The following is a 25,247-nucleotide window of genomic DNA, read 5'->3' as shown; positions in this document are numbered from 1 at the left end:
AGTGTCAAGTGGGTGGGACGGAGGTCTCACTATTTGGGCGCAACGGGGGATGCCTCCGTGTCCCCGGCCGCGGCGGCGCGCCGGACCGGGCGGCTGCCGCTGAGCACCACCGCCCTGCCCTGGCCGGTCAGATCAGGTACCGGATAGCTGCCGCGGGTCAGCGCCCGGCGCAGCCGGGGCTCCTCCAGCGGCGCGGAGAAGGCCAGGCCCATGCCGTGGGTGCACCCCAGGGAGCGCAGCGCCAGCACCTGCTCGGGCAGGTCCACGCCCTCCGCGACCGACTGCATGCCGAGGTCGTCGGCGATCCGCAGCAGCCCGGCGGTGATCTTGTGCAGCCGGGCGGACTCCACCACGCCGTCGATCAGCCCGCGGTCCAGCCGCAGGACGTCGATGGGCAGCCGGCGCAGCGCGGTCATCGCGGCGTACCCGCTGCCGTCCAGCGCGATCCGCACGCCCAGCCGGCGCAGCGCGACCAGCCGGCGCTCCAGGTCGTCGAGCGGGATCCGGGGGTCGCTTTCGGACAATTCCAGGACGAGCGCGCCCGAGGGGAGGCCGTGCCGGGCGAGCAGCGCCTCGATGGCCTTCGGGGTGAGCGCGCGGTCCAGCAGGCGCCGGGCGGAGAGCCGGACCGCGACCGGGATCTGGTGGCCGGCGCGGTGCCGGGCGGCGGCCTGCTCCACGGCCTCCTCCAGCTGCCAGCGGCCCAGTTCGGCGGCGCGCTCGCCGCCCTCGTCGGTCAGCCGCCCGCGGTCGCCGACCCGCAGGAACTCGGCCGGGGTGAAGAGGATGCCCTCGGCGGACCGCCACCGGGCGTGCGCGGCGACCGCGGTGATCCGGCCGCCGGCCAGCTCGACCACCGGCTGGTGGAGCAGCGCGAACTCGCCGTCCTGGAGGGCGGTGCGGAGCTTGCTGACGAGCTCGGCGCGGTGCGCGACCTCGTCCTGCATCTGCGGGGCGTAGAGCTCGACGCGGCCCTTGCCGGCCTGCTTGGCGCGGTACATCGCCAGGTCGGCGTTGCGCAGCAGGCCCGCGGGGCTGACGCCTGGTTCGGCGAAGGCGACGCCGATGCTGGCCGCGACCCGGACGTCCCGGCCGTCGATGCGGTAGGGCTCGGAGAGCCGGATGCGCAGCCGGTCGGCGATCTCCAGGCTGCGGAACTCCCGGGCCGCGCGGTCGCGGGTGCCGTCGCCGGTGATCAGGGCGGCGAACTCGTCGCCGCCGAGGCGGGCCGCTATGTCGCCGGCCCGCACCGACTCGGCGAGCCGGCGGGCCGCCTGGATCAGCAGTTCGTCGCCCGCCTGGTGGCCGATGGTGTCGTTGACCTGCTTGAAGCCGTCGAGGTCGATGTAGAGCACGGCGGTGTCGTGGTCGCTGGCCCGGCGGCCGGTGACGGCCTTGGTGACCCGCTCGGTGAACAGCGCGCGGTTGGGCAGGTCGGTGAGCGCGTCGTGCGAGGCGTTGTGCTGGAGCTGGGCCTGGAGCCGGACGCGCTCGGTGACGTCGCGGGAGTTGAAGATCAGGCCGCCGTGGTGGCGGTTGACCGTGGACTCGACGTTCAGCCAGCCTCCCCCGCTCTCGGCTTCGCCCGAGCGGGAGGTGCCCCCTCCGCCGGCGCGCCGCTCGCCGGCCCGGAAGCGGCACTCGATCCGGGTGGTCGGCTCGACCTCGGGCGAGGCGGCGAGGAAGCGGCGGACCTCGTGGACCACCCGGCCCAGGTCCTCGGGGTGGATCAGCGAGGCCAGCTCGGAGCCGACCAGTTCGTCCGCGTCGCGGCCGTAGACCCCGGCGGCGGCCGGGCTGACGTAGCGCAGCACACCGGTCGGTGCGGCGATCATGATGACGTCGCTGGAGCCCTGCACCAGGGAGCGGAAGTGGTTCTCCTTCTGCGCGAGTTCCTGGGTGAGGGTGATGTTGTCGAGCAGCATGATGCCCTGCCGGACGACCAGGGCGAGCACGACCGTGCAGCCGGTGAAGAGCACCACGCGGTCGATGCGGCGCCCGTCCAGCACGTTGGTGAGGATCCCCAACGTGCAGACCGCGGCGGCCAGATACGGGGTCAGGGCGGCCAGCGAGCCGGCGATGGGGCGGCTGCCGGACGACTGCGGGCGGCGCGCCTCGGGGCCGGGGGCCTCGGCGGCGGTCTCCGCGGCGGACCGGCGGCCCACCCACGGGGCGTAGGCGAAGAGCATCGAGCCGGCGAACCAGCCGGCGTCCAGGATCTGGCCGGAGCGGTAGTGGTCGTGCAGCAGCGGGGAGCTGAACAGCGCGTCGCACAGCACCGTCAGCGCCAGTGCGGCGATGGCGGTGTTGATCGCCGAGCGGTGCACCGAGGAGCGCCGGAAGTGCAGCGCCAGGACCATGCTGACCAGGACGATGTCCAGCAGCGGATAGGCCAGCGAGAGGGCGCTCTGGGCGACCGTGCGGCCCTGGAAGTGCGCGGTGTGCGCGAGCGCGAGGCTCCAGGACAGGGTCAGCAGCGACCCGGCGATCAGCCAGGCGTCGAGCCCGAGGCAGATCCAACCGGCCTTGGTCACCGGCCGCTTGGCGAGCACCAGCAGGCCGACGATGGCCGGCGGAGCGAACAGCAGGAAGAAGAAGTCGGCCAGCGAGGGGTTGGGGACGGCGGCCCCCCGGACGACCTCGTACCAGCCCCAGACGCCGTTGCCGAGACCGGCCATCCCGGAGGAGACGGCGAACAGCACCCAGGCGGGGCGGAAGGGGGTGGAGTACCTGCGGGCGTAGAGGCCGCAGGAGACGGCGGCGACGAGGGCGGCCACGCTGAGCCCGAAGTCCCCCATGACCGCGGCGAGTCGCGGAGATCCCCAGCCCATCGCGGAGCCGACGGCGTAGCCGCCGCAGACGACGGCCAGCGCCACCTGGGGCACCGGGTTCGGTGCGCCGGCGGCCTGTGCGGGCGACCGGGAGAGCATCGCCCCCGGGGCGCTCACCGTGCTCTCCCGTTCACCCGTGCCGGGCCGCGTCGGGAACGGCGCGTGCGGGGTCCCGGCGGCATCGCTGCGGGCGGTCGTGGATCGCGTGTCTCGCGGATCATCCATCGGCAGTACATCGCCCGTCGCCCCCCTCGGTTCCGGATCTTTCGTATCGCGCCGTGACGATCCCGGCGCATCCCCGCTCGGGACGATACACCAGATCCGTCACTCAGGGACATAGTGCTTCTACGGAGCGTGACAACCTAGGGATTTGTAGACACGGAGAGCAGCGCTACGGACTCGTAGAGCGATCCACTGCGGATTCCGGGGCGGTGGCGACGACGTTCCGGACCGGCTCGCCGGCGGCGAAAAGCGTCAACTGACCGCGCAGCAGCCGCTTCGCACGGGGCAGAAACGCAGAGCTGGGGCCCCCGACGTGTGGAGTGACGAGCACGCCGGGTGCGTGCCAGAGCGGGTGATCGGCGGGCAGGGGTTCCGGTTCGGTGACGTCGAGGGCCGCGCGCAGCCGTCCGGACGCGGTCTCGGCGAGCAGCGCGGCGGTGTCGACGACCGCTCCTCGGGCGACGTTCACCAGGAGTGCGCCGTCCTTCATCCGGGCCAGGAAATCGCGTCCTACCAGGCCACGGGTGTGCTCGGTGAGCGGAATGGCGAGGATGACGACGTCCGCGGCGGGCAGGAGGGCGGTCAGCCCGGAGAGTGGATGCACCGGACCGCGCACAGTGTCACGGGCGGTGCGCGCGATGCGCATCACCCGCGCGCATTCGAAAGGTGTGAGCCGGTCCTCGATGGCACTGCCGATCGAACCATAGCCCACAATGAGGACCGACTTGTCGGCGAGCGCCGGCCGGACTTCCGGCCGCCACTCCCCCGCGTCCTGGGCCCGGACGAACTCCGGGACGCCGCGCAACGATGCCAGCGTCAGGGTGAGCGCCAGCTCGGCGGTGCTGGCGTCGTGCAGGCCCCGGGCGTTGCACAACCGGGCGCCGGGCGGCATCCGGTCGAGTCCCGGGAGCAGGTTCTCGGTCCCGGCCGTGAGGGCCTGCACCACGCGCACCCGGCTCATCCGCGCCAGCGGACGCAGGCAGACCTCGGCGGGCTTCATGTAGGGGACCGCGTAGAAGACGCAGCGGGCGGGGTCGGCGGGGTACTCGGGACCGGCGTCCCAGTGGACGTAGTCGAGGCCCTCGGGGAGGCCGTCGATCTCCTCGGGCGGGATCGGGAGCCAGACGTCGCCGGGGGCCGCGTGCGGTGCTGCTGTTGCCATGGCCCGAGGCTATGCGAAGAGACGTTTGGTTCAGACGTTAGTTTGGTCTGGCCCTTGATCGGGGGCGAGGGACGGAGGCACGACCAGGTGGAGCGCAGGACAATCGGCGCGGCGGCCCTGGAGGTCGGCGCGATCGGCCTCGGCTGCATGCCGATGAGCTGGGGGTACAGCGCGTCGCAGCGCAGCAAGGAGGGGTCGCTGCGGGCGCTGCACGCCGCGCTCGACCGGGGGTGCAGCCTGCTGGACACCGCAGACATGTACGGCCCGTTCACCAACGAGTTGTTGGTGGGGCGGGTGCTCAAGGAGCGGCGGGCGGACGCCTTCGTCTCGACGAAGTGCGGGCTGCTGGCCGGGGACCAGCACATCGTCGCCAACGGGCGCCCCGGCTACATCAAGCGTGCCTGCGACGCCTCGCTGCGCCGGCTCCAGACCGACCGCATCGACCTCTACCAACTGCACCGCGCCGACCCCGAGGTGCCCATCGAGGAGACCTGGGGGGCGATGGCGGAGCTGGTGGCCGCCGGGAAGGTGCGGTCGCTGGGGCTGTGTGCGGTGGGGGCGCGCGCCGCGCGGCCCCCGCGTGCCCTCCGGGCGGGCCGGGGCGCGCCCGGTGCCCGGGTCCCGCGTCCCTCGGGGATGCACACCGGGACACTGCGTCAACTGGAGCGCATCCAGCAGGTGTTCCCCGTGAGCAGCGTGCAGGCGGAGCTGTCGGTGTGGTCGCCGGAGGCGCTGGCGGAGCTGCTGCCGTGGTGCGAGTCGCGCGGGGTGGGTTTCCTGGCCGCGATGCCGCTGGGCAACGGCTTCCTGACCGGCACGCTCACCCCCGGCCAGGGCTTCGAGCCGGAGGACATACGGGCCCGGCACCCGCGTTTCACCGCCGAGATGATGGCCGCCAACCAGCCGGTGGTGGCCGGGCTGCGGCGGGTCGGCGCCCGGTACGGGGCCACGCCGGGGCAGGTGGCGTTGGCCTGGGTGCTGGCCCAGGGGCGCCACGTGGTCCCCGTGCCGGGGACGAAGAAGGATCGGTGGGCCGCGCAGAATGCCGCTGCCGCGGCGTTGGTGCTTGCGGCCGAGGATCTGCGGGAGATCGCCGGGCTGCCGGCGGCGCGGGAGTCCTGGTATTAGCTGCGCTTGGTCGGCTTCCCACGGTGTCGGCTTTCCCGCCGTGGGTTTTCTTTTTGCGCCTGCGGCGCGAAGCCGCTGCGCGGGGCTTTCGGGGTGCGGTGACGGACCTCCGGGGCAGGGGTGTGCCGGACTGCTTCGCTTTACGTCCGGCACACCCCTGCCCCTCCGGCCCGTCCCCTCCCGTTGAGGGTCATGAAGACCATGGGTGGGGGCGGGCGCCGGAGGGACGGTGTGCGTGGTCGGGTGGGTGGGGATGTGGTGTCCTTATCCCGCTCGCCGACGAGAGGACCTCTGCCGTGCAACGACGTTCCCGGACCGCCGTGTTGGCCGCCGTTTCGCTGCTTCTGGCGGCGGGATGCTCGTCCGGTGGGGGGACGGGTGGGAGCGGCGCGGGGTCCGCAGGAGCGGGCACGCCCGGGGCGTCCGCCGGGGTGTCGTCGCCGAGCCCGTCGGCGTCGGTCGTGGTGCCGCCCGCCAGGGGCTCGGTGCGGGTCACCGGGACGTCGGCCACGGGGCTGAAGTCGCCGTGGGGCGTGGCCGTGCTGCCCGGTGGGGATCTGCTGGTCGGGGAGCGGGACAGCGGGCGGATGGTGCGGGTGGCCGCGCACGGCGGGAAGGTCACCTGGCTGGGGTCGGTCCCGGGGGTGGCGCCGGAGGGCGAGGGCGGGCTGCTGGGGCTCGCGGTGTCCGCGTCGTTCGGCACCGACCACGAGGTGTACGCCTACTTCACCACCGCGTCCGACAACCGCATCGCGCGCATGATCTACGACGAGCGGCGGGCGCCCGGAAACCAGCTGGGTGCGCCCAACACCATCTTCAAGGGCATCCCCAGGGGCCGGGTCCACAACGGCGGGCGGCTCGCCTTCGGCCCGGACCGGATGCTGTACGCGGGCACCGGCGAGACCGGTGACAAGGCGCTGGCGCAGGACAAGGGCTCGACGGCCGGGAAGATCCTGCGGATGACCCCGGACGGCGAACCGGCGCACGGCAACCCGGAGGCGGACTCGGTGGTGTACGACTACGGGCACCGCGATGTCGAGGGGCTCGCCTGGGACGCCGACCGGAGGCTGTGGGCCTCGGAGTCCGGGCAGGGCGCCTGGGACGGGCTCGATCTCGTCGAGCCGGGGCGGAACCACGGCTGGCCGCAGGTCGACGGGAAGCGGAAGGGCGGTTCGGTCCCCACGGGGTACGCCGACCCGGTGGTGGTGTGGAAGCCGGCGGACGCCTCGCCCGGCGGGCTCGCGTACGCCAAGGGCTCCTTGTGGACGGCCTCGTTGCGCGGCGAGCGGCTGTGGCGGATCCCGTTGAACGGGGCGAGGCCGGTGGCGGCGCCGCAGGCGTTCCTGACGGGTGCCTACGGGCGGCTGCGGACCGTGGTGGCGGCCGGTGACGGGGCGTTGTGGCTGGTCACGAGCAATACGGACGGGCACGGCACGCCCCGCAAGGGGGATGACCGGATTCTCCGTCTGGAGGTGAGCTGAGCCCTTTGGGGAGCCGGTTGCCTGGACTCGGCGCGGGGACGGGTGGGCCGGTGGTCATGCCGAAGCCGAAGGGGGCACGGTGTTCAACGTCGTGGAAGAGCTGTTCGCGCCCGGCCGCCAGCACGCCGACGAGGAGCGCGAGCGGATGACGCTGGTGGTGGACGACGTCGGGGACGGGGCCCCGGGGAAGGGGCCGATCGATCTGGCGTCCGGGGTGGTGGTCGTCCGGGCGGTGAAGGACCAGGGGCAGGGGCAGGGGCGGGTGTCGTAGGGCGCAAGTCTCCGGTGGGTGTGGGCCGTTGGCGGCGCCGGAGGGGCGTCAGGTGGCCGGTTCCATGGTCGGTGGGGGGTCGGCGAAGAGGCGGAGGCGGTGGGCGACGGCGCCTGCCTCGCCGCGGCCGGAGACGCCCAGTTTGGCGAGGATGTTGGAGACGTGGACGCTGGCGGTCTTCGGCGAGATGAAGAGGGTGTCGGCGATCTGGCGGTTGCTGCGGCCGTCGGCGACGAGGCGGAGCACGTCCCGCTCGCGGGGGGTGAGGCCGAGGGACTCGGCGGGGGCGGCGGGTGGCGGTGAGGCGGCGGGGCGATGCGCCGCGCCCGGTGCCGTGCGGCCGGGGAGGGGTATCCGGGCGCGCTGGGCGAGGAGTTCGAGTTCGCCGATGAGCGGGTGGGCGCCCATCCCGACGGCGGCGGCGTGGGCCTGGCCGAGCAGCAGTACGGCGGCCTCGCGCGGGGTGCGGCCGTCGAGGCCGACCGTGGCGCGCTCGGTGCCGTGCAGCAGCGATTCGGCCCAGCGGCAGCAGCACCAGGCCAGCTCGTGCGGCCGCTCCAGCGGCTCGAAGGCGGCGACCGCCGCGGCCCAGGCGTCGGGCGACTCCCGGCCCTCGGCGCGGCGGAGTTCGGCCTCGACCGCCGTGCCGTAGGCGTCCCACACCGGGGAGAGCCGGGCCGGCCGCTTGGCTGCGGCACGGAGGCGGGCGAGGATCCCGGGCCGGTCGGGGGCGGCGGCGGGCAGGCCGCGGGCGTCGGACTCGGCGGCGGCCGCCGCCCACAGCAGCGGCCAGGCGTAGCGGTGCAGGCCGGGGGCTGAGCCGGCCTCCAGTGCGGACTGGACGAGGATGACGCGGGCGTCGAGGATCCGGCCCTGGCGGGCGGCGAGCCGCAGGGCGTGCCGGGCCATCGGCAGGGCGTGCTGCGGCTGGGGGTCGTGGGTGCCGTAGTGCTCCTGGGCGACGGCGAGTTCGCGCTCGGCGGCGGCGAGGTCGCCCTCGTCCAGGGCCAGGCCGGTGAGCCGGCTGGCGGCCAGGGCGATGGCGCGGTGGTCCTGGGCGAGGCGGCGGGCCTCGGCGGCGGCCCGGCCGGCCTCGGCCCAGCGGCCGAGGGACTGGAGCGACTCGGCGCGGTTGCTCAGCACCCAGCTGGTGGTGTTCTTCAGGCCGTAGCGGGTGGTGAGTTCGACGCCCTGTCCGGTGACCTCGACGGCCTCGCGGGACCGGCCGACGCCTTCGAGGGTGCCCGGGAGGTTGACGTGGCCGCGGCCGATGACGGCGAAGTAGCCGCGCTGCACGGCGCGGTCGAGGACGGTGCGGAACTCGCCGAGGCCGCCCTCGACGTCCCCGGCGTCCACCCGCAGCCCCGCCAGTGTCACCCGGGAGTTCAGCTCGGCCTCCTCGTCGCCCACCAACCGGGCCAGCTCCACGGCGCGTTCGGCGGTGGTGAAGGTGCCGGGGCCCGGTTCGTGGAGCATCTGCCAGCTGGCGACGGCGGCCATGACCGTGGCGTGCACGGCGGACGGCGGCAGACCGCGCACCAGCTCCTGGGCCCGGCCCAGGTCCTCCCAGCCGTCGCCGCGGCCGGTGCCCTGGCAGAGCCGGGAGCGCTGCACCAGGAACCAGGCGGTGCGCAGGGGGTCGTCCTCGGAGCGCAGGGCGCGCAGGGCGCGCTTGGTGATGGTGAAGGCGCGCTCGCCGTCGCCGGAGAGCCGGGCGGCCACCGCGATCTCGGCGAGCAGGTCCAGGAAGCGCAGGGCGTCGTCGTCGCAGCCGCAGGCCGGGTACGCCTCGGCGTAGTCGACCGGGCGCACGCCCTGGCGGACCTCGGGGGGTGCGTCGTCCCACAGCTCCAGGGCGCGGTCCAGCAGCCGGAGTTGCTCGGCGTAGGCGTGCCGCCGGCGGGCCTGGACGGCGGCGGCGAGGACGGCGGGCAGCGCCTTGGCGGCGTCGTGGGCCTTGTACCAGTAGCTGGCGAGCCGGGTGGCGCCGACCTCCGAGCGGACCAGGGACGGGTCGGCCTCCAGGGCCTGTGCGTAGCGGCGGTTGAGGCGGGTGCGCTCGCCGGGCAGCAGGTCGTCGACGACTGCCTCGCGGACCAGGGCGTGCCGGAAGCGGTAGCCGGTGCCGTCCTGGGTGGGGATCAGGGTGTTGGTGCCGACGGCGGCCCGGAGCGCCTCGATGAGGTCGTCCTCGGGCATCCGGCAGACGGCGGCGAGGAGTTCGTGCTCGACGGTGGAGCCGCCCTCGGCGGCGATCCGCACCACCCGCTGGGCGTCCTCGGGGAGCGCCTCGACGCGCACCAGCAGCAGGTCGCGCAGCGGGTCGCTGAGGCCGTAGACGCAGCCGTCGGCGAGGCTGCGGGCCAGTTCCTCGACGAAGAAGGCATTGCCCTCGGAGCGTTTGAAGACCCGGTCGACGGTGCCCTCGGCGGGCTCGCTGCCCTGGATGCCGGCGATCTGGGAGCGGACCTCGTCGCGGTTGAAGCGGTCCAGTTCGATGCGGCGGACGGTGCGCATCCGGTCGATCTCGGCGAGGAACGGGCGCAGCGGGTGGCGGCGGTGGATGTCGTCGGAGCGGTAGGTGGCGACGAGGAGGATGTGGGCGTCGTGGAGGGCGCGCAGGAGGTAGGCGAGCAGTTCGCGGGTGGAGCGGTCGGCCCAGTGGAGGTCCTCGACGAGGACCACGAGGGTGCGGTGGGCGGCGAGCCGCTCCAGGAGGCGGGCGGTCAGCTCGAAGAGCCGGGCCCGGCCGAGCTCCTCGTTGCCCGACCCGCCGGCCGTTTCACCCAACTCCGGCAGGATGCGGGCGAGTTCGCCCTCCTGGCCGGAGACGGCGGCGGCCAGCTCGTCCCGGAGCTGGGCGTTGAGGCTGTGCAGGATCGAGGAGAAGGGGGCGAACGGCAGGCCCTCGGAGCCGATCTCGATGCAGCCGCCGAGCGCGACGTGCGCGCCGCGGGCGCGGGCCGTCTCGCAGAACTCCTCGACGAGGCGGGTCTTGCCGACCCCGGCCTCGCCTCCGATCAGCAGGGCCTGGGGCTCGCGGGACGCCGCGGCCCGCGCCAGCGCGTCGCCCAGCTCGGCGACTTCGGCGGCGCGGCCGACGAAAACGGGACTGATGGGTCTGCTCTCCACGATGCCGAGCATCGCACAGGGGTCCGACACTGCGGCAGTGGTGTGCGGCACACCCACAGGTGCCCCGGTGCGCACGGCGCGGGATGTGGAGTGCGGTCAGGCGGCGGCGCGCCGGACGCGCCCCCACCACCGGCCCCGGCCCGTACTCACCCGCCCTTCGGGTTCGTCCTCCCCGGAGCGGGCGGCGGTCCGCTCCGCCCCGGTGGCCTCGCGGACCAGGCGGCGGCGGTCGGCCTCGCGGCGCAGTTCCTCGTAGCGGACCCGGAGTTCGAGTTCGGAGACGTACATGGTGGCTCCCCTTGGGACGCGGTGGTGACGCCGGGTCGGTCGCCCGGCGCCTTCGACCACCACTCTCGTCGCCCAGGGGGGTCCGCCACATCGGGAGAGTTCCCGATCTTCGCGCCGTGGTGCGGCTGCGAAACCGGGGGCGGCGGGCGGCCGGGGGCTCAGATTCCTGCGCCCGGGGGGCGTGCACGGCTTCAGAATTCCGCGGGCGCGCCCCGGGCGCCTTAGGCGCGCCCGCCGCCGGCCTTAGGAGCGGCTCAGGCGCCGCCGCCGGGTGCCTTAGGGAGGCTGGGCAGGCTCGCGAACAGGTCGAGGTACATGCCCGCCGAGACCAGCAGTCCGAGGAGGCCGAGCACCAGCCCGCCCCAGGCCACCGCCCGCACCCAGGTGCTGCGCCGGCCGGTCAGCACCACCGCGGCGACGAGCATGGCGAGCACCGCGAACACCCCGTTGACCAGGGCGGTGGTGTGCCAGGGGGCGCCGTAGAGGGTGCCGATCTGGTCGGTGGCCTTGCCGGACTGGAGCTTGATCTGGCCCAGCAGCGTCTGGCGTTCGGCGAGCAGGGTGCCGAGCCAGGTGCCGGTGACGGAGGCCAGGCCGAGCCCGGCCGCGACCACCGCTCCGGCGCCGGCTGCGGCACCGGAGCGGGCGGGCTCGGGTTCCGCCGGGGCGTCGTCCGCGTCCTCGGCGTCCTCGGCGTCGGCCCGGGTGCTCTCGTCGCCGTTCTCGTTTCCGGTCGCGGCGGCAGCCGCGGTCTTGTCGTCGGCGTCGGTGGCGGTGCCGGCCCCGGCCTCGTCGGCCCCGGCGCCTTCGGCGGGCGTGCCGGCCGCCGCGTCCTCGGTCTCCCCGTTCTTGTGTGTCGCCTTCTTGATCGGCTCGTCGTCGGTTCGCTTGTCGGTCGTCGTTCCCATGGGCGCGACCGTAGGTGCCGCGTCTGAGAGTCCGATGAGAACCGGCCCGCGCCCGGCCGCGGGCGTCAGACCGCCACCCGGGGCCGGTCGTCCGCCGGCGGGGCGGGGGCGGCGGGCTCCGGCGGTTCGATGCTCAGGTGCGGCAGGCGGCGGTCCAGCCAGGCCGGCAGCCACCAGTTGGCGCCGCCCAGCAGGTGCATCAGGGCGGGGACCAGCAGGGTGCGCAGGACGAAGGCGTCCAGCGCGACCGCCGAGGCGAGGCCGATGCCGAACATGGCGATGATCCGGTCGCCGCTGAGGACGAAGGCCGCGAAGACCGCGATCATGATCACCGCGGCCGAGTTGATCACCCGGCTGGTCTCGGCGAGCCCGACCCGTACGGCCCGCCGGTTGTCGCCCGTCCGCCGCCACTCCTCGTACATCCGGCTGACCAGGAAGACCTGGTAGTCCATGGAGAGCCCGAAGAGCACCGAGACCATGATGACCGGGAGGAACGGCTCGATCGGGCCGGCGCTGCCCAGGCCCAGCGCCTCGCTCCCCCACCCCCACTGGAAGACCGCGACGACGATCCCGAACGAGGCGGCGACCGCCGCGAGGTTCATCAGGGCGGCCTTGACGGGGATGCCGACGCTGCGGAAGGCGAGCAGCAGCAGGACGGATCCGAGGCCGATCACCACGCCCATGAAGAGCGGCAGTTTGCCGACGATGACGGCGGCGAAGTCGTCGTAGCCGGCGGTGACCCCGCCGACCCGGACCCGGAGGGTGGTGCCGTCGGCGGCGGCCGGCAGCACCGTGCCGCGCAGCCGGTCGACCAGGTCGGAGGTCCGCTCGGACTGCGGCGCGCTGTCCGGGACGACGGTGATCACCCCGATGGCGCGGCCGCCGTCGAACTCCGGGCCGCTGACCTGGGCGACGCCCGGGGTGTGCCGGAGGGTGCCCGGGAGCTTGTCGAAGGCGAGCCGGTCGGTGGCGCCGTCCAGCGAACCGACCAGGGTCAGCGGCCCGTTGAAGCCGGGCCCGAAGCCGTCCGCCAGCAGGTCGTACGCCTTGCGGGTGGTGCTGGTCGCAGGGTCGTTGCCCTGGTCGGAGGTGCCCAGGCGCAGGCCGAGGGCGGGCAGCGCCAGGGTGACCATCACGGCGGCGGCGACGGCACCGAGGAGCTTGGGGCGGCGGGCGACGAAGCCGGCCCAGCGGGCGGCCGGGCCGGTGCGCCGGTCGGGTCGCGGCCCCTCGGCGGCCAACCGGCGCCGCTCGCGGCGGCCCAGCGCCCGGGTCCCGATCAGGCCGAGCAGCGCGGGCAGCAGGGTGACGGAGGCGGCGACGGTGAGGACGACGGTGAGCGAGGCGGCCAGCGCGACCCCGTTGAGGAAGCCCAGCCGCAGGGTGAGCATGCCGAGCAGGGCGATGCAGACGGTGGCGCCGGCGAAGACCACCGCGCGCCCGGACACCGCCACCGCGCGCACCGCGGACTCCTGGACGGTGAGTCCGGCGCGCAGCCCCTTGCGGTGCCGGGTGACGATGAACAGCGCGTAGTCGATGCCCACGCCGAGGCCGATCAGCATGCCCAGCATCGGGGCGAAGTCGGCGACGGTCATGGCGTGGCCGAGCAGGCTGATCCCGGCGGCGGCGGTGCCGACGGCGGCCAGCGCGGTGACGATCGGCAGCAGGGTCGCGGCCAGCGACCCGAAGGCGAGGAAGAGCACCACGGCCGCCGCGGCCAGCCCGATGAGCTCCGGCAGGCGTTCCTGCGGTGCCTGGGTGAGGGCGGCCCCGGAGCCGCCCACCTCGACCTGGAGGCCGTCGCCGGCCGCCGCCCGGGCGGTCCTGACCACCGCGCCGGCCTGCGCCGGGGACAGGTCGTCGGGCGAGGCGCGGAAGGTCACCGCGGCGTAGGCGGTGTGCCCGTCGTGGCTGATCTGCCGGGCGCCGGCGGGCCCGTAGGGGCTCTGGACGGCGGCGACGCCGGGCAGCCGGGCGACCTCGGCCAGCGTGCGCGTCATGGTCGTGCGGACCGCGGTGGCGCGGACGCCACCGGCCCCGGCCCCGGTGTGCCAGACGATGGTGTCGGTGTCCCCGGCGCGGTCCGGGAACGCCTTCGCCAGCAGCGCGCCGGCCTGCCCGGACTCGGTCCCGGGGACCGCGTAGTCACTGGAGTACGCGGATCCGGCCATACCTGCGGCGACGGCGGTCCCCGTGAAGGCGGCGAGCCAGAGGAGGATCACCACGAGGCGGCGCCTGAGGCACCAGCGAGCCAGAGCGGTCACGGGCTGCTTCCCGGTTGTGCGCCGAAAACTCCCGGGAGCGGGTGGAGCCGAACGCGGACGGACGGGTACGGATGTGTTCCGCGTGCAGGGTGCCAGCCCGAAAAGATCCTTTGACCCCTTTGTGGACTTCCCCACAAAGAATAAGGAATAGGCAACCCAGCCCGCTTATGGGGCAGTTATACCCGACAAATGCCCCTTACCGGGTCACTACGGACGAAGGTGAGTCGGATGGAGGTGAGTCGGGCGACGCCGCACCGGTCCCCCACCACTCACACCACACGGCCTTGCCCGGTACGCGCCCCTCGACGCCCCACTTGTCCGCCAGCGCGGACACCAGCAGCAGCCCCCGCCCGGACTCCTCGTCCACCACGTCGCCCGGCTCCGACGATCGCGGCTCCCCGTCACCACTGTCGTGCACCTCGACCCGCAACAGTCCGTCCTCCGCCCCCAGCGCCAGCCACAGCCGATAGCCGCGCCCCGGCGGGACGCCGTGCAGCAGCGCGTTGGTGGCCAGTTCGCTCACACAGAGCACGACGTCGTCCGCACGGCGCCGCACTCCCCAGTCCGCCAGCGCGCTCCGCGCGAACTCCCTGGCCAGCCGCACGGATCGGCGCTCGCGCCGGTAGAAGGCCGCACGCACCCGCACGACCTGAATCTCCTCTTGCATGCCCCCACTGTCACAGGGGGTGATTGCGCTGGGCCACAGCGTGATTTCGTACAGATTCGATGTACGACTTCCAGCCGTGTCGGACGGTTATGGGGAGGGGAAGGCAGTGCGCATGCACGCGGCGAAGAAACCGAAGAGGATCACGTCCTGGCACGTCATCGGTGCCCAGCTGAGTCACTTCCGGCGGACGGCCCGGCTGACGCAGCCGGCCCTCGCCGAGGCGGCGGGAGTCCACGAGGACACCATCGGCTCCATCGAGCAGGGCCGCCGACCGCTGAAGATCGACCTGGCCGAGACGTTCGACGAAATCCTCGGCACGAAGGGGGCGTTGGCGGTCGCGGTGGCGAAGGTGCCGCAGAAAGAACGCTTTCCGGCCTTCGTGCAGGACTTCGTCGAGTACGAGGCGGAAGCCCTGTCCCTGTTCTCGTACGAGAACCACGTCGTGCCCGGCATGTTGCAAACGGCGGACTACGCGCAGGCCGTCTTCTCGTGCCTGTTCCCGCCCATCAGCGAAGCGGAGGCCGCCGAACGGCTCTCGGCTCGACTCGATCGTCAGCAGCTGCTGCAACGGGATCCGCCGCCCGTCTTGAACTTCATCGTGGAGGAGGTGGTTCTTCGCCGGCCCATCGGCGACGCGGAGGTGCTGCGGCAGCAGATCGGCCATCTGCGGCAGTGCGCGGAGTTGCCGTTCGTCGGGCTTCAGGTCATGGCCACGTCCCGCACGAAACATGCAGGCTTGGACGGGCCGATCGTTTTGCTGGAGACAGCCGATCACGGTCAACTTGCCTATATCGAAGGCCAACGAGTCAGCTACCTCGTAGATGAACCGGACGAGGTCAGTGTCCTCCAACAGAAATATGGGATGCTGCGGTCGCAGGCACTCACACCAGAAGACAGCATCAGCCTGCTCGATCAACTGGCGGGAGAGGCATGAGCGATCTCACCTGGTTCAAGTCCACCTACAGCGGCGATGAAGGCGGCAACTGCATCGAAGTCGCCTACGACTGGCACAAGTCGAGCTACAGCGCCAGCGAGGGCGGCAACTGCGTCGAAGTCGCCCCCTGCCCCTCCCCCACCCCCCGCCCCACCATCCACATCCGCGACTCCAAGAACCCCGGCGGGCCGATGCTCACGCTCGGCGCCGCCGCCTGGGCGGCGTTCGTCGCGGATGTGGTGGGCTGAGCGCCGGACCTGGCTCACCCCTCCAGCAGAGCCGGTGCCAGCTCCCGCAGCTGGTCGAGGCCGAGGTCGCCGCCGGTCGTGATCGGCTGGAGCGACACATGGTCGGCGCCCGCGTCGTGGTGTTCCTGCACCCGCCGCCGGATCGCGTCCACGTCGCCCCACGCCACGATCGCGTCGACCAGCCGGTCGCTGCCGCCGTCCGCGAAGTCGACGTCCTCGAAGCCCAGTCGGCGCAGGCTGTTCACGTAGTTCGGCAGGGCGAGGTAGAAGCGGAGGTGGTGCTCGCGGATCAGGGCGCGGGCGGTCGCCGGGTCGGCCTCCAGCAGCACCGCCTGCTCGGGGGCGAGCAGCGGGGCGGTGCCCAGCACCTCGCGGGCCCGGGCGGTGTGCTCGGGCGTGACGAAGTACGGGTGCGCGCCCGCCGCCCGCTCGGCGGCCAGTTCCAGCATCTTCGGGCCCAGCGCGGCGAGCACCCGGGCGGGCGCCGTGGCCACCGGGGCGTCGTAGGTCGCCCGGTCCATCGCGTCCAGGTAGGAGCGCATCGCGGCGAGCGGCTTGGCGTAGGTGTGGCCGCGCCCGTTGACCTGCGGGGCGTGGCTGGCGCCCAGGCCCAGCAGGAACCGGCCGTCGTACGCCTCGGCGAGGGTGTGCGCGCCGGCGTTCATCGCGGTGGCGTCCCGGACCCAGATGTTGGCGATGCCGGTGGCGACGGTCAGCCGCTCGGTCGCGCCCAGCAGCACTCCGGCGTGGGCGAACGCCTCCTTGGTGGACTGGGCCTCGCCGAACCACAGCGCGCCGTACCCCAGCCGCTCCACCCCGGCCGCGAACTTCCGTGCGGCCGCGGCCGACGCCCGGCCCAATACCCCATGCCAGATCCCGACCCGGCCGATCCGCGCGGCGACCTCCCGCGGCCCCGGTGCGGGACTGTTCTGCTGAGCCATGGCTCACTCCTCCACTCTCCGGCGAGCGTTGCTCCCCTTGATCCTCTTCCGGTGACAGCGCCGGAGAGGGGCGCGGCATTCCGCCTCCAGGGAGGAGATCCCCAAGGTCCAGAGATCGACCGATCGCGGCGCAGCACCTGACGACCGACCTTGTGTCGCCAATCGGCACCCCGGTGAACGGAGTTGAGAGATTGGCGAACGAATCGCTTTGCGGCGAGGCGGTTGCTCATTCGCACCTGAAAAACCTACCTACTGGGAGGTAGCAGTAACCTGCGGCACAAGCCGCTAAATGTGACCTGGATAACATCCGTTGCGGCGATGGCGCCGGCCCGTCCGACGGAGGTCCGCGCATCCCGTTTGATCGATCACCAACACGCTTCTGACCTGGGAGTTTGATGGTCAGTCATGCTGGTTCGAGGGATGCGGAGTTGGCATCCCGGATCACCGCGAGGCGACATCGGGCCCGTTGCGGGTGCATACCACGTCGCACGTTCGGGCGCCGTCGGAAGGACCCGGTAAGCTCGTAGCACTCTCTCTTTCGTGCCCGGTCGGCGGGTACACGTGGCCAACCGGCCTGCCCAAAAGGAAAGAACGCGGAAGGGAGACAGATCCGATGGCCAACAACTCCATGCAGGACGAGGAGGACCGGGACGAACCCCCGGACCACCGCGGCCCGGAGGAGGAGGATCGCGGTAAGACGTGGGTCACCTGGGTGCAGTTGGCGTGCGACACCATAGTCGCGCTCTCCGCGGTCTGGGGCGTGTTCCACGGCAACGGCGGATGAGGTAACCGTCCTCATCCGCCGCCTTTTACCGAGCCGGCCCGGCCCGCGTTCATGGATTCGGCCCCCAGGACGCGGGCCACTTGCTTTCTCATGGCTCGCTTGTTCTCCGGAACCCGCTGGCATGCGCCAACGGCACTTCCGGAATACCGCGGCACACAGTCCGCGTCTCTGATTCTGCCGGTACGCGGCCACACCAGGGAACCCCATTCGACGCTAAACGGTACCGCCGAAACAGCCGATCCAGCACGGATGTCCGCACTCGGGACGGCGCCAACACATCACTCGGCACACAACTGCCGCTAAACGGTACCCTTTGCCGCAGCCAGCCGTCTCCTCGAAGGAAGGTGACCCGGAGCCATGCCCCGTGGAGCCGCCCCTTTCGATCACCGCGTCCTCGCCGGCCTCCGCCGCACCAGGACCGTCGACGGAAACCTGCTGAGCGCCGCCGAACTCGCCCGCCGGCTGGGCACGTCGAAGGCCCGGGTGCTGGCCTACGAGGCGGGCACCTCTGTGCCGGAGGCCGCCCGGATCGCCGAACTGGCCCGGATCTTCCGCGTCCCGGCGAGGGAGCTGTACCAGGAGCCCGCCCGCCCCGAGGACAGCATCCGCACGCTGCGGCTCGGCGCCGGGCTCACCATGGCGGAACTCGCGGCCCGGCTGGGGATCAGCGTCGCCGCCTACCGCGACCTGGAGCGCGCGGCGAGGCTCCCGGCGCGTACGGACGGCACGCTGCCGCTGCGTCTGGCCCGCGAACTCTCCGTGCAGGTGCGGGAGATCGACGAGGCACTCGACCGGCATCCGCACGCCAGCGAACGCCGCCAGAAGATCACGCAGCTGCTGGAGGAGCTGTTCGCCCGCGCGCACACCACGCACACAGCGGCGGTGATCGACATGGAGGAGCCCCAACTCCTCGGCGTGGCACACCTGTTGCGCCGCCCGCCCAGCGTGGTGTGCCGCCTCGTCAATCGCGAACTCGCCCTGCTGCGGCAGTCGTTGCGCGTAGGGGCGGAGGCCCGGGCGAGCCTGGCCTATGCGCAGGGCGAGCGGGAGGCCCAGCGCGCCCGCCATCTGATCACGGTACAGACCCAGGCCGTCGAGGAGGCACCGGAACGCGCCGCCACCACCCTCGTCCGGTTCCTGGCCGAGGCCATGAGCAGCCGGCAGTGGCGGGCGCTGGTGCACCTGGTCAACCGGGAGAGCCCGGTACCGGAGCCGCGCGCCCGCGAGCTGGCGGACCCGGAGGCGTGGGACGGCCTGGTGGCGCGCAACTTCGTCACGCGCGAACGGGTTTCCGGCAACGGCCCCCTGGTCTACGCCCTCTCCTCCTGGGGACTCGGCCGGGTGATGGCGCAGGCTCCGCTGTATGCCTGCCTGTACCCGCGGGCTCCCGCGCCCGACGAACAGCTCGCGCTGCGGCACCGGCTGCGGCCCTGGGCCCGGCGGTCGCTCACCGTACGGCCGGAGCTGGGGGCCGCGCCGGCCGACGCCTGACGCACGCGAAGCGGCCGCCCCTCCGGAGGAGGAACGGCCGCTTCACATACGGGCGGGTGATCAGCCCTCGACGCCCAGCTTCTCCAGGATCAGCTCCCGGACGCGGGCCGCGTCGGCCTGCCCCCGCGTGGCCTTCATGACCGCGCCGACCAGGGCACCGGCCGCGGCCACCTTGCCGCCGCGGATCTTGTCGGCGATGGCGGCGTTGGCGGCGATCGCCTCGTCCACCGCGGTGCCGAGCGCGCCCTCGTCGGAGACGACCTTCAGACCGCGCTTCTCGACGACCGTGTCCGGGTCGCCCTCGCCGGCCAGCACGCCCTCGATGACCTGACGGGCCAGCTTGTCGTTGAGCGAGCCCTCGGCGACCAGCGCGGAGACCCGGGCCACCTGCTCCGGGGTGATCGGCAGCGCGGCCGGGTCCACCCCGTCCTCGTTGGCGCGGCGGGCGAGCTCGCCCATCCACCACTTGCGGGCGGCGGCGGCGTCCGCGCCGGCCTCGGTGGTGGCGACGATCAGGTCCACGGCGCCCGCGTTGAGGATCGACTGCATGTCGTGCTCGGTGATCCCCCACTCCTCGCGCAGCCGGTTGCGGCGGACGCGCGGCAGTTCGGGCAGGCCGGCCCGCAGCTCCTCGACCCACTCACGGGACGGGGCCACCGGCACCAGGTCGGGCTCGGGGAAGTAGCGGTAGTCCTCCGCCTCCTCCTTGACCCGGCCCGAGGTGGTGGAACCGTCGTCCTCGTGGAAGTGCCGGGTCTCCTGGACGATCGTGCCGCCGGCGGAGAGCACCGCGGCGTGCCGCTGGATCTCGTAGCGGGCGGCCCGCTCCACCGAGCGCAGCGAGTTGACGTTCTTGGTCTCCGAGCGGGTGCCGAACTTCTCGGTGCCGTTGGGGCGGAGCGAGAGGTTCACGTCGCAGCGCATCTGGCCCATCTCCATGCGGGCCTCGGAGACGCCCAACGCCCTGATGAGCTCGCGCAGTTCGGCGACGTACGCCTTGGCGACCTCCGGCGCACGCTCGCCGGCGCCCTCGATCGGCTTGGTGACGATCTCGATGAGCGGGATGCCGGCGCGGTTGTAGTCCAGGAGGGAGTGCTGGGCGCCGTGGATCCGGCCCGTCGCACCACCGATGTGGGTGGACTTGCCGGTGTCCTCCTCCATGTGGGCGCGCTCGATCTCGACGCGGAAGACCTCGCCGTCCTCCAGCTGCACGTCGAGGTAGCCGTCGAAGGCGATCGGCTCGTCGTACTGGGAGGTCTGGAAGTTCTTCGGCATGTCCGGATAGAAGTAGTTCTTCCGGGCGAAGCGGCACCACTCGGCGATGGTGCAGTTCAGGGCCAGGCCGATCTTGATCGCGGACTCGACGCCGGTGGCGTTGACGACCGGGAGCGAGCCGGGCAGGCCCAGGCAGGTGGGGCAGGTCTGCGAGTTGGGGTCGGCGCCCAGGGTGGTCGCACACCCGCAGAACATCTTGGTGTTGGTACCGAGCTCGACGTGCACCTCCAGACCCATCACGGGGTCGTAGGCGGCCAGCGCGTCCTCGTACGGCACCAGGTCGGTGACAGTCACGGTGAAACTAACCTCTCAGGTCCGGCGCCGGTCAGCCCGCGAGGACGTCGTCGTCGTTGAGACGGCGCAGTTCGCGGACGAGCAGGGCGACGCCGGTGACGATGGCGGCGGCGGAGACAACGGCGTCGACCAGCTGGAGCGTGTCGTGCTCGCCCCTGGCCTTCTTCGCCTGCTTGACGACGCTCACCGCGCCGAACAGCGTGGTGCCGATGGACAGGTAGGTGCCGGGCTTGGACTTCTTGAAGTTCTTCGCCTTGGCCAGCTTTCCGCTCACAGCTCTCCTCCGAGGTCCTCGTTCTCCCCCAGTGCCCGGACGGCCTGGGCGGTGCCCGCAATTCCGCTCACAGCGCCGGTGCCTCCTCCAGAAGCGGGTGGCCCCACTTCTCGTCCAGCGCGGACTCGACCGCGGCACCGACCTTGTAGAGCCGGTCGTCGGCCATGGCGGGGGCGATGATCTGGAGCCCCACCGGCAGCCCGTCCTCGGGTGCCAGCCCGCAGGGCAGCGACATGGCGGCGTTGCCCGCGAGGTTGGCGGGGATGGTGCACACGTCGGCGAGGTACATCGCCATCGGGTCGTCGGTGCGCTCGCCGATCGGGAACGCGGTGGTCGGCGTGGTCGGCGAGATGATCACGTCGACCTGCTCGAAGGCCCGCTCGAAGTCGCGGGTGATCAGCGTGCGGACCTTCTGGGCGCTGCCGTAGTACGCGTCGTAGTAGCCGGAGCTGAGCGCGTAGGTGCCGAGCATGATGCGGCGCTTGACCTCCGGGCCGAAGCCGGCCTCGCGGGTGAGCGCGGTGACCTCCTCGGCGGACTTCGTGCCGTCGTCGCCGACCCGCAGGCCGTAGCGCATGGCGTCGAAGCGGGCGAGGTTGGAGGAGCACTCGGAGGGCGCGATCAGGTAGTACGCGGCCAGCGCCAGGTCGAAGGACGGGCAGTCCAGCTCGACGATCTCGGCGCCCAGCTCGGTGAGCAGTGCCACCGACTCGTCGAAGCGCTGGAGCACACCGGGCTGGTAGCCCTCGCCCCGGAACTGCTTGACGACGCCGATCCGCATCCCGTCCACGCTGCCGTTGCGGGCCGCCTCGACGACCGGCGGGACCGGGGCGTCGATGGAGGTGGAGTCCAGCGGGTCGTGGCCGGCGATGGCCTCGTGCAGCAGCGCCGCGTCCAGCACCGTGCGGGCGCACGGGCCGCCCTGGTCCAGGGAGCTGGAGAAGGCCACCATGCCGTAGCGGGAGACTCCGCCGTAGGTGGGCTTGACGCCGACGGTGCCGGTGACGGCGGCGGGCTGGCGGATCGAGCCGCCGGTGTCCGTGCCGATGGCGAGCGGGGCCTGGAAGGAGGCCAGTGCGGCGGAGGAGCCGCCGCCGGAGCCGCCGGGGATCTTGGTGAGGTCCCAGGGGTTGCCGGTCGGCCCGTAGGCGCTGTTCTCGGTCGACGACCCCATGGCGAACTCGTCCATGTTGGTCTTGCCGAGGAGGACGACGTCGGCTTCCCTGAGCTTCCTGGTCAGGGTCGCGTCGTACGGCGGGATCCAGCCTTCGAGGATCTTCGAGCCGACGGTGGTCGGCATGTCCTCGGTGGTGAAGATGTCCTTCAGCGCGAGCGGGACGCCGGCCAGCGGCCCGAGCTTCTCGCCGCGGGCCCGCTTCTCGTCGACGGCGCGGGCCTGGGCCAGCGCGCCCTCGCGGTCCACGTGCAGGAAGGCGTGCACCTTCTCGTCGACGGCCTCGATGCGCGCCAGGTGGGCCTCGGTGACCTCGACGGCGGTGAGCTCGCCGGCGGCGATCCGGGCCGCGATCTCGGCGGCGGTGAGCTTGATCAGATCTGCCATGGTGGTCACTCCTCCCCCAGGATCTGCGGCACCTTGAAACGCTGCTGCTCCTCGGCGGGAGCGCCGGAGAGCGCCTGCTCCGGGGTGAGCGACGGACGGACCTCGTCCGGACGCATCACATTGGTCAGCGGCAGCGGGTGGGAGGTCGGCGGGACGTCTTGACCGGCGACCTCGGAGACGCGGGCGACCGCGCCGATGATGTCGTCGAGCTGTCCGGCGAAGTGGTCGAGCTCTTCGTCCTTCAGCTCCAGACGTGCCAGCCGGGCGAGGTGGGCGACCTCCTCGCGCGTGATGCCAGGCATGCAGAGATCCTCTGGTGTTTTCGGCGGTGTTCTGGGCGGAGTGTTCCGGAAGGAGATTTCTGGGCGAATTCTCCGGCGGGGTATTCCGGCCCAATCCTATGGCGTAGGGGAACGCTGCCGCGAAACGCTTTCGCCGGACCGTCACGACGGGCCTGCGGGCGGGGCGCGGCGCGGGCCGCCGCGGCGGCCGCCGCCGGGCCGCCGCGGCCGGTCAGCCGCCGTCCGCGGCGGGGGGCCGGGGGGCGTCCGGCGGCTCCGGCCCGCCGGGGGCGGTGCCGGTGCCGTCGGGTGGAGCGGGGGCGTCCGGGGCGTCGGGTGGCGGATCGTTTGTCCTGGGGCCCCGCGCCGCCGGGCCCCGGGGCGCCGGGACTACCGGCGGGGGACCGTCCGGAACGGGGGGCTCCGGTGCGGGGGTGTCCGGAGCGGATGCGTCCGGTGCCGGGTCGTGCGGTACGGGATCGTGCGGTGCAGGTGCGTCCGTGGCGGTGTCGTCCGGGGCCTGCCGGTCCGGGCGGGGTCGGTGCGGGGGCTGTGCGGTGGTGTCGGAGCGGGGAGTTGGGACGGCCGGTGGCCGGGTCACTTCAGGACCTGTCCCGAAGGGCGCTCGGCTGCCTTCTCCGCCGCCAGGGCGGTCGTCTCCGACGCACGGCGCCAGCCGTGCTCACCGCGGGCCCGCAACCAGGCCGTGGTCTCGTCCGGTGGCATCGCGGCCGCCACCAGCCAGCCCTGGACGGCGTCGCAGCCCAGGTCGCGCAGCCGCTCCCAGGTCTCGTCGTCCTCCACGCCCTCGGCCACGACCAGCAGGCCCAGCGAGTGGGCGAGGTCGAGGGTGCATCGGACGATCTCGGCGTCCTCGGTGTCGACCGCCAGCCGGGCCACGAAGGAGCGGTCGATCTTGAGCTCGCTGACCGGGAGGCGCCGCAGGTGGACCAGGGAGCTGTAGCCGGTGCCGAAGTCGTCCAGGGACATCTTCACGCCGTGGGCGGTGAGCCCGGCGAGGGTGTCGGCGGCCCGCTGCGGGTCCTCCAGCAGGACGTGTTCGGTTATCTCCAGCTGGAGTGCGCCCGGTGGGACGCGATGTCGGGCCAGGCGGGCGGCGACCGCGCCGGCGAAGCCCGGGGAGTGCACGTCGCGGGGCGAGACGTTCACCGCGACCGGTACCTCCAGGCCCATCGCGCGCCAGCGCGCCACCTGGGCGAGCGCGGTCTCCAGGACGTACTCGGTCAGGCGGGGCATCAGGCCGGAGGACTCGGCGATGGCGATGAACTCGTCCGGGGGGACCCGGCCGCGGTCCGGGTGGACCCAGCGGACCAGTGCCTCCAGGCCGGAGACATGGCCGTCGAAGCGGACCTTGGGCTGGTAGTGCAGTTCCACGTCGCCGGCGTCCAGGGCGCGCCGCAGATCGCCCAGCAGGCCGAGCCGGTCGGGGGTGTTGCCGTCCCGCTTGGCCTCGTAGAGCTCGACGCCGCTGCGGTCCCGCTTGGCCTGGTACATCGCCACGTCGGCGCGGCGCAGCAGGCCCTCGGCGTCGAGCGCGTGCTCGGGGAAGACCGCGACCCCCGCGCTGGCTTCGAGCACGAGGGTCAGCCCGTCGAGGTCCAGCGGCGAGCCCAGGGCCGCGACGAGGTTGCGGGCCACCCGCTGGGAGCTGGTCAGGGAGTCGGTGGCGGGCAGCAGGACGGCGAACTCGTCGCCGCCGAGGCGGGCGGCCTCGGCGCCGCGCGGCAGGGCGTGCCGCAGGCGGTCGGCGATCTGGAGCAGCAGCCGGTCGCCGGCGAGGTGCCCGAGGGTGTCGTTGACGGAGCGGAAGCGGTCGAGGTCGATCAGGACGAGGGCGGCCCGGGTGCCGGACCGCCCGGCCTCGTCCAGGGCCGACCAGGTGCGCTCCAGCAGGCGCTGGCGGTTGGGCAGGCCGGTGAGCGGGTCGCGCAGCTGCTCCTCGGCACGCGCCCGGGCTATCCAGAGGGTGGAGTCCAGCGCGATCAGCGGGACCGCGAAGAGCGGCAGCAGCAGCGGGGCGCCCACCGCGCACACCGCGATCAGCGGGGAGATGCCCAGCAGGGCGATGCCGACCAGGGCCTGCCGCACCACCGCCGGGCGGGCGATGGCGGGCAGGCCGCCGCCGACCGGCAGCCGGCTGCACCACAACAGCCCCCGGCTGACGAGGAGATAGCCGCCCGCCATCACCACGACCTCGGGCAGCACGGAGAGGTCCCACGCCTCGGGGCTCCAGGGCCGGCGGACGTCGGGGTGCACCCCGCAGGCGGCCAGGCCGAGCGCGGCGGCGCCGATGCCGAGGAGGTCGACGGCGCCGTGGACCACGGCCTGTCGCCAGCGCTGGCGCCGGGCGGCGCCGACCAGGAGCACGACGGAGAGGCTGACCAGGCCGGCCGCCACCCAGCCGTACAGGAGGAGCACGGCGAGGGCGAGGGCCGCCCCGGAACCGGTGCCGCCCCACCAGCGGTCGCGGCCGAGGGCGACCAGATGGCCGACGATGACGCCGGTCAGGACCGCCAGCGACCAGCCGACGGCTCCACCGGGGAAGAGCGGCTCACCGCCGCCGAGGGCGTGCAGCACACCCGCGGCGAACACCGCGCCCGCCGCCATGACCACGGCCGCGGGCAACACGGGCACCACAAGCCGGCGGAGCCGCGACGCCGGAGCGGCACTGTCGGTCGGTTTCATTCCGATCCCTCTCACAGCCGGCTGTGCCCGCGCCACGACAGGCGCACACGTCAACAGTAGGACGCGGAAGGCCGCCACGGGCAGCGATCCGCAGCGGTTGCCCG

At 73.1% G+C, this 25,247-nt stretch carries 20 protein-coding genes; 7 read left to right on the top strand and 13 right to left on the bottom strand.

All coding sequences use genetic code 11. The features are described from left to right. Window positions 1-29: 29 nt before the first annotated feature. Together K2224_RS13475 and K2224_RS13470 are read right to left on the bottom strand one after the other, a co-directional pair. Window positions 30-2,930, bottom strand: coding sequence for a bifunctional diguanylate cyclase/phosphodiesterase (locus K2224_RS13475; protein ID WP_221909676.1), 2,901 nt, complete (start codon window positions 2,928-2,930; stop codon window positions 30-32). A 292-nt stretch (window positions 2,931-3,222) separates the two neighbouring features. Continuing rightward, window positions 3,223-4,215, bottom strand: a complete 993-nt coding sequence (locus K2224_RS13470) for a 2-hydroxyacid dehydrogenase (protein ID WP_221906795.1) — start codon at window positions 4,213-4,215, stop codon at window positions 3,223-3,225. Between the two features lie 87 nt (window positions 4,216-4,302). On the opposite strand from K2224_RS13470, the gene K2224_RS13465 reads away from it, so the two are divergent. The 3 genes from K2224_RS13465 to K2224_RS13455 all read left to right on the top strand — a co-directional run bounded on the left by K2224_RS13465 (window position 4,303) and on the right by K2224_RS13455 (window position 7,095). Further along, the gene (locus K2224_RS13465) at window positions 4,303-5,343 is read left to right on the top strand and encodes an aldo/keto reductase (RefSeq protein WP_221906794.1); all 1,041 of its coding nucleotides are present in this window, start codon (window positions 4,303-4,305) and stop codon (window positions 5,341-5,343) included. Window positions 5,344-5,639: 296 nt separating this feature from the next. Continuing rightward, window positions 5,640-6,824, top strand: a complete 1,185-nt coding sequence (locus K2224_RS13460; protein ID WP_221906793.1) for a sorbosone dehydrogenase family protein — start codon at window positions 5,640-5,642, stop codon at window positions 6,822-6,824. Between the two features lie 79 nt (window positions 6,825-6,903). Beyond that, window positions 6,904-7,095 (top strand): DUF6191 domain-containing protein, encoded by a 192-nt coding sequence (locus K2224_RS13455; protein WP_221906792.1) that lies wholly within the window; start codon window positions 6,904-6,906, stop codon window positions 7,093-7,095. 48 nt (window positions 7,096-7,143) lie between these two features. On the opposite strand, the gene K2224_RS13450 is transcribed toward K2224_RS13455, so the two are convergent. The 5 genes from K2224_RS13450 to K2224_RS13430 form a co-directional block, all read right to left on the bottom strand. Then, window positions 7,144-10,239: a LuxR family transcriptional regulator gene (locus K2224_RS13450; protein WP_221909675.1), complete on the bottom strand. Its 3,096-nt coding sequence runs from the start codon at window positions 10,237-10,239 to the stop codon at window positions 7,144-7,146. An 84-nt stretch (window positions 10,240-10,323) separates the two neighbouring features. Then, complete coding sequence (locus K2224_RS13445) at window positions 10,324-10,515, bottom strand: hypothetical protein (protein ID WP_221906791.1); 192 nt, start codon at window positions 10,513-10,515, stop codon at window positions 10,324-10,326. Between the two features lie 254 nt (window positions 10,516-10,769). Next, a complete protein-coding gene (locus K2224_RS13440; RefSeq protein WP_221906790.1) occupies window positions 10,770-11,423 on the bottom strand; it encodes a hypothetical protein in 654 nt (217 codons plus the stop codon). Window positions 11,424-11,488: 65 nt separating this feature from the next. Then, window positions 11,489-13,687 (bottom strand): MMPL family transporter, encoded by a 2,199-nt coding sequence (locus K2224_RS13435; protein WP_221906789.1) that lies wholly within the window; start codon window positions 13,685-13,687, stop codon window positions 11,489-11,491. A gap of 196 nt (window positions 13,688-13,883) precedes the next feature. After that, complete coding sequence (locus K2224_RS13430; RefSeq protein ID WP_221906788.1) at window positions 13,884-14,354, bottom strand: ATP-binding protein; 471 nt, start codon at window positions 14,352-14,354, stop codon at window positions 13,884-13,886. A gap of 112 nt (window positions 14,355-14,466) precedes the next feature. On the opposite strand from K2224_RS13430, the gene K2224_RS13425 reads away from it, so the two are divergent. Continuing rightward, entirely contained in the window at window positions 14,467-15,288 is an 822-nt protein-coding gene (locus K2224_RS13425) for a helix-turn-helix transcriptional regulator (RefSeq protein WP_221906787.1), read from the top strand. Further along, entirely contained in the window at window positions 15,285-15,536 is a 252-nt protein-coding gene (locus K2224_RS13420; RefSeq protein ID WP_221906786.1) for a DUF397 domain-containing protein, read from the top strand. The genes K2224_RS13425 and K2224_RS13420 overlap by 4 nt, the downstream gene beginning before the upstream one ends. 14 nt (window positions 15,537-15,550) lie before the next feature. Here K2224_RS13420 and K2224_RS13415 read toward each other — a convergent pair whose 3' ends face one another. Next, window positions 15,551-16,477, bottom strand: a complete 927-nt coding sequence (locus tag K2224_RS13415) for an LLM class F420-dependent oxidoreductase (protein ID WP_221906785.1) — start codon at window positions 16,475-16,477, stop codon at window positions 15,551-15,553. A 613-nt stretch (window positions 16,478-17,090) separates the two neighbouring features. Between K2224_RS13415 and K2224_RS13410 the strand changes: the two genes are divergently transcribed. Both K2224_RS13410 and K2224_RS13405 read left to right on the top strand, forming a co-directional pair. Continuing rightward, a complete protein-coding gene (locus K2224_RS13410) occupies window positions 17,091-17,261 on the top strand; it encodes a hypothetical protein (protein ID WP_221906784.1) in 171 nt (56 codons plus the stop codon). 357 nt (window positions 17,262-17,618) lie between these two features. After that, window positions 17,619-18,752, top strand: coding sequence for a helix-turn-helix transcriptional regulator (locus K2224_RS13405; protein ID WP_221906783.1), 1,134 nt, complete (start codon window positions 17,619-17,621; stop codon window positions 18,750-18,752). Between the two features lie 60 nt (window positions 18,753-18,812). On the opposite strand, the gene gatB is transcribed toward K2224_RS13405, so the two are convergent. From gatB to K2224_RS13380, 5 genes are all read right to left on the bottom strand, one after another. Next, window positions 18,813-20,321, bottom strand: a complete 1,509-nt coding sequence (gene gatB, locus K2224_RS13400; RefSeq protein WP_221906782.1) for an Asp-tRNA(Asn)/Glu-tRNA(Gln) amidotransferase subunit GatB — start codon at window positions 20,319-20,321, stop codon at window positions 18,813-18,815. 31 nt (window positions 20,322-20,352) lie between these two features. Continuing rightward, entirely contained in the window at window positions 20,353-20,595 is a 243-nt protein-coding gene (locus K2224_RS13395; protein WP_018539199.1) for a membrane protein, read from the bottom strand. Between the two features lie 67 nt (window positions 20,596-20,662). Next, on the bottom strand, window positions 20,663-22,156 hold the full coding sequence (gene gatA, locus K2224_RS13390) for an Asp-tRNA(Asn)/Glu-tRNA(Gln) amidotransferase subunit GatA (RefSeq protein WP_221906781.1): 1,494 nt from the start codon (window positions 22,154-22,156) through the stop codon (window positions 20,663-20,665). A 5-nt stretch (window positions 22,157-22,161) separates the two neighbouring features. Continuing rightward, window positions 22,162-22,458 carry an Asp-tRNA(Asn)/Glu-tRNA(Gln) amidotransferase subunit GatC gene (gene gatC / locus K2224_RS13385; RefSeq protein ID WP_221906780.1) on the bottom strand — a complete coding sequence of 99 codons (297 nt, stop codon included), beginning with the start codon at window positions 22,456-22,458 and terminating at the stop codon, window positions 22,162-22,164. Window positions 22,459-23,034: 576 nt separating this feature from the next. Beyond that, window positions 23,035-25,143: a bifunctional diguanylate cyclase/phosphodiesterase gene (locus K2224_RS13380; RefSeq protein WP_221906779.1), complete on the bottom strand. Its 2,109-nt coding sequence runs from the start codon at window positions 25,141-25,143 to the stop codon at window positions 23,035-23,037. Window positions 25,144-25,247: the final 104 nt, after the last annotated feature.

The sequence above is a fragment of the Streptomyces sp. BHT-5-2 genome, from assembly GCF_019774615.1.
In the GTDB taxonomy this organism is placed as follows: Bacteria; Actinomycetota; Actinomycetes; order Streptomycetales; family Streptomycetaceae; genus Streptomyces.
This window is presented reverse-complemented; position numbering and strand designations above follow the sequence as displayed.

Excerpts from the sequence above, each read along its gene's own strand:
- K2224_RS13475 (WP_221909676.1), bottom strand. The coding sequence starts at position 2,930 with ATGCTCTCCCGGTCGCCCGCACAGGCCGCCGGCGCACCGAACCCGGTG.
- K2224_RS13470 (WP_221906795.1), bottom strand. The coding sequence starts at position 4,215 with ATGGCAACAGCAGCACCGCACGCGGCCCCCGGCGACGTCTGGCTCCCG.
- K2224_RS13450 (WP_221909675.1), bottom strand. The coding sequence starts at position 10,239 with ATGCTCGGCATCGTGGAGAGCAGACCCATCAGTCCCGTTTTCGTCGGC.
- K2224_RS13445 (WP_221906791.1), bottom strand. The coding sequence starts at position 10,515 with ATGTACGTCTCCGAACTCGAACTCCGGGTCCGCTACGAGGAACTGCGC.
- K2224_RS13440 (WP_221906790.1), bottom strand. The coding sequence starts at position 11,423 with ATGGGAACGACGACCGACAAGCGAACCGACGACGAGCCGATCAAGAAG.
- K2224_RS13430 (WP_221906788.1), bottom strand. The coding sequence starts at position 14,354 with ATGCAAGAGGAGATTCAGGTCGTGCGGGTGCGTGCGGCCTTCTACCGG.
- K2224_RS13425 (WP_221906787.1), top strand. The coding sequence starts at position 14,467 with ATGCACGCGGCGAAGAAACCGAAGAGGATCACGTCCTGGCACGTCATC.
- K2224_RS13420 (WP_221906786.1), top strand. The coding sequence starts at position 15,285 with ATGAGCGATCTCACCTGGTTCAAGTCCACCTACAGCGGCGATGAAGGC.
- K2224_RS13415 (WP_221906785.1), bottom strand. The coding sequence starts at position 16,477 with ATGGCTCAGCAGAACAGTCCCGCACCGGGGCCGCGGGAGGTCGCCGCG.
- K2224_RS13410 (WP_221906784.1), top strand. The coding sequence starts at position 17,091 with ATGGCCAACAACTCCATGCAGGACGAGGAGGACCGGGACGAACCCCCG.
- K2224_RS13405 (WP_221906783.1), top strand. The coding sequence starts at position 17,619 with ATGCCCCGTGGAGCCGCCCCTTTCGATCACCGCGTCCTCGCCGGCCTC.
- gatA (WP_221906781.1), bottom strand. The coding sequence starts at position 22,156 with ATGGCAGATCTGATCAAGCTCACCGCCGCCGAGATCGCGGCCCGGATC.
- gatC (WP_221906780.1), bottom strand. The coding sequence starts at position 22,458 with ATGCCTGGCATCACGCGCGAGGAGGTCGCCCACCTCGCCCGGCTGGCA.
- K2224_RS13380 (WP_221906779.1), bottom strand. The coding sequence starts at position 25,143 with ATGAAACCGACCGACAGTGCCGCTCCGGCGTCGCGGCTCCGCCGGCTT.